Genomic DNA, 2,759 nt, shown 5'->3' with positions numbered 1-2,759 from the left:
TCACCACCCAGGCCTGCGAGAAAATCTATCGCGCCGCATCCGATCGCGCCGAGACGACAGTCAGCCTGGATGTCGGCGCCGGCGGCCGGATCGCATGGTTGCCGCAGGAAACCATCGTTTTCGACCGGGCGGCCTTTGTCAGGACGCTCGATGTGAAGCTTGCCGCGGATGCCGAGGCGCTGCTTTTGGAGGCCACGCTGTTCGGCCGGGTGGCGATGGGCGAACGGACAGTTCTGGGCGACTTCCACGATCGCTGGCGGGTCCGCCAACATGGCAGGCTCATCCATGCCGAGGATTTCCGCATCGGGCCGGACATCGCAGCCAGGCTCCGGCGCCCGGCGGTCGCCGGCGGCGGGCTTGCCGTCGCGACACTGCTTCTTGTCTCGCCGCGCGCGGAAAGCCTGCTGGAGCCGGCCCGCGCGATCGTCGGCGATCCCATCGTCGGCGGCTGGGGAGGCGCCAGTTTGTGGAGCGTCGGGCAATCTGGCAAGCTTCTTGCGAGACTCACCGCCGGCGATGGCTACCAGCTCCGCAAGCGGCTGGTTCCGTTGGTCGAACTGCTCAACGGGCGGGCGGGTCTGCCCAAATTATGGTCACTCTGACCTCGAATGGCTTGATCTTGAATACTGGGAAGACGCATGAACCTGACGCCGCGTGAAAAGGACAAGCTGCTGATCGCCATGGCGGCGATGGTGGCGCGAAAAAGGCTGGAACGCGGCGTCAAGCTCAACCACCCAGAGGCGATCGCGCTGATCACCGACTTCGTCGTCGAGGGCGCCCGCGACGGCCGCCCGGTGGCCGAGTTGATGGAGGCCGGCGCCCATGTCGTCACCCGTGCCCAGGTCATGGACGGCATTGCCGAGATGATCCACGACGTCCAGGTCGAGGCGACGTTTCCCGACGGCACCAAGCTGGTGACCGTGCACGAGCCGATCAGATGAGGGCCGATCCGGTGAGGAGGAACCGATGCTGGAACTGAGGCCCAATTGCGAATGCTGCGACAAGGACCTGCCGCCTCAGGCGACGGATGCGCTGATCTGCACCTTCGAATGCACCTTCTGCGCCGACTGCGCGGAAGGCGTGCTTGGCGGCGTCTGCCCGAACTGCGGCGGCAATTTTTCGCCGCGGCCGATCCGGCCGGCGGCGATGCTGAAGAAATACCCGGCCTCGACCAGGCGCGTGCTCAAGGCCGAAGGCTGCGGCCCGCGCAAGGCCGCGTGAGCAATACGACCGCTGAAGAAAGGCATGCAGATGACAACAGCTCCGATGATACGAACCGCGCTCGCGGCGATTGCTTTCGGCGTGTTGTGAGGGCGCGATGATCCCGGGCGAAATCATTACGGCACAAGGCGAGATCGAGCTGAACAAGGGCCTGCAGGCGGTGACGCTCAAGGTCGCCAACAGCGGCGACCGCCCTATCCAGGTCGGCAGCCACTATCATTTCTACGAGACCAACGAAGCGCTGAAATTCGACCGCGAACGCGCGCGCGGCATGCGTCTGGACATTGCCGCCGGCACTGCCATGCGCTTCGAGCCGGGTCAGGAACGCGACGTCACGCTGGTGCCGCTCGGCGGCAAGCGTGAGGTCTATGGATTCCAGCAGAAGGTGATGGGCAGGCTGTGAGGTCGGGCAAGCTGTGAGGTCTGGGGCGCTCAAATCACTTCGGGGGCTTGGCTGCCGCATAGATGACGATCTTGCCCGGGTTGTCGAATTCGACGGCAAGCACGTCCTCCGCGAGCACGCGCCGCGAATCGATGGCGTTGAACAGCAGCGCGTTCGCCTCGATCTCCTGCCGCAACTCCGCGACGTCGTCCTTATGCTGCTCAACCTTGTCTTCGATCATCGGCGGTGGCCCGCCCTCGCTGCGCGCGGCGTCCGTCAGGAATACGATGTCGACCGTGTCGAGCTTGGTCGTCTTGCGCACCGTGCCGATATTGTCGCGTGTGCGGTCGATAGCGGTGATGACCTTGCCGGCCTCCGTCTTCGACAGCGCCTCTTCCTGCCGGATGTCGGAATCGACGATCGCCGCACCCGGCTTGTTGCTGTCCAATGGCGGCTTGCCGTCCACAGGCTGCGCCGGGAACGCGGCATGCGGGACGGCGGCCATGAGAAGCATGGCCACGGCCGTAGCGGGGAACGCAATTGTGACGCGCGGGGCAGCCGCCATGGCTCGATCCTGACTGACCTTTTGGCGGGGCGAAAAAAGCGAAACGACTCTCGTCGGCCGGAAGTTCCCTCAGCCTTGCCGTTAGCGGGCCCGAATCTGGCCCGCCAGCGCTTGTGGAGCGGCTTTTCCAGAGCGGTTCAGCGTCTGGAGGAACCGCCGAACCGCTCTAACCATTTGTCTTTACGCAATTCCGCGCGGAAAGCCGTTGCACACTTTTCCTGGAATTGCTCCGGGTCAGCTCGCCTTCTTGGTGATCAGGGTCAGCGCGCCGTTGGGCTGCAAGCTGGCGGCGATCACCTGCGCCGAGCTTATTCCCTTGGCTTCGAGCGCGGACTTCACCTTGGGCGTCGCGTCGATCGATTTGCGCAATGTCTGCAGGCCGGCGTCGCCGCGTTGCGCCACGATCTGGTTGACCTGTGTTTGCGTGTCCTTGGGCAGTTCGGTGATGTCGACGATGTTTACACTCTCGATCGTCGGAGCCTTGGGCGTGGCGGGAGCAGGCGCCGCCGGCGCTGGGCTGGGCTGAGGCGAGGGCTGCTGCTGGGCGCTGGCGGCGCCCGCCAGCGCCAGGCTGACAGCGGCCGCGAAAAG

At 65.0% G+C, this 2,759-nt stretch carries 6 protein-coding genes; 4 read left to right on the top strand and 2 right to left on the bottom strand.

What is annotated here, in order from left to right; genetic code table 11:
• From EOA38_RS32755 to EOA38_RS32740, 4 genes are all read left to right on the top strand, one after another.
• Positions 1–602: urease accessory protein UreD (locus EOA38_RS32755; protein WP_127301176.1), on the top strand; the 602-nt coding region annotated here is incomplete at its 5' end.
• Positions 603–638: 36 nt separating this feature from the next.
• Complete coding sequence (locus tag EOA38_RS32750; RefSeq protein WP_041003069.1) at positions 639–941, top strand: urease subunit gamma; 303 nt, start codon at positions 639–641, stop codon at positions 939–941.
• A 25-nt stretch (positions 942–966) separates the two neighbouring features.
• A complete protein-coding gene (locus tag EOA38_RS32745) occupies positions 967–1,221 on the top strand; it encodes a DUF1272 domain-containing protein (RefSeq protein WP_127301175.1) in 255 nt (84 codons plus the stop codon).
• Between the two features lie 97 nt (positions 1,222–1,318).
• Positions 1,319–1,624, top strand: a complete 306-nt coding sequence (locus tag EOA38_RS32740; RefSeq protein WP_126090746.1) for an urease subunit beta — start codon at positions 1,319–1,321, stop codon at positions 1,622–1,624.
• 34 nt (positions 1,625–1,658) lie between these two features.
• Here the strand turns inward: EOA38_RS32740 and EOA38_RS32735 are convergent, their stop codons facing one another.
• Together EOA38_RS32735 and EOA38_RS32730 are read right to left on the bottom strand one after the other, a co-directional pair.
• The gene (locus tag EOA38_RS32735) at positions 1,659–2,168 is read right to left on the bottom strand and encodes a hypothetical protein (RefSeq protein WP_127301174.1); all 510 of its coding nucleotides are present in this window, start codon (positions 2,166–2,168) and stop codon (positions 1,659–1,661) included.
• A gap of 234 nt (positions 2,169–2,402) precedes the next feature.
• Positions 2,403–2,759: hypothetical protein (locus EOA38_RS32730; protein ID WP_127301173.1), on the bottom strand; the 357-nt coding region annotated here is incomplete at its 5' end.

The sequence above is a fragment of the Mesorhizobium sp. M1E.F.Ca.ET.041.01.1.1 genome, assembly GCF_003997355.1.
Lineage (GTDB): Bacteria > Pseudomonadota > Alphaproteobacteria > Rhizobiales > Rhizobiaceae > Mesorhizobium.
The sequence above is the reverse complement of the archived record's forward strand: the minus strand, read 5'-3'. Positions and strand labels throughout refer to the sequence as shown.

Coding starts and splice junctions, on each gene's coding strand:
- EOA38_RS32750 (WP_041003069.1), top strand. CDS start 639: ATGAACCTGACGCCGCGTGAAAAGGACAAGCTGCTGATCGCCATGGCG.
- EOA38_RS32745 (WP_127301175.1), top strand. CDS start 967: ATGCTGGAACTGAGGCCCAATTGCGAATGCTGCGACAAGGACCTGCCG.
- EOA38_RS32740 (WP_126090746.1), top strand. CDS start 1,319: ATGATCCCGGGCGAAATCATTACGGCACAAGGCGAGATCGAGCTGAAC.
- EOA38_RS32735 (WP_127301174.1), bottom strand. CDS start 2,168: ATGGCGGCTGCCCCGCGCGTCACAATTGCGTTCCCCGCTACGGCCGTG.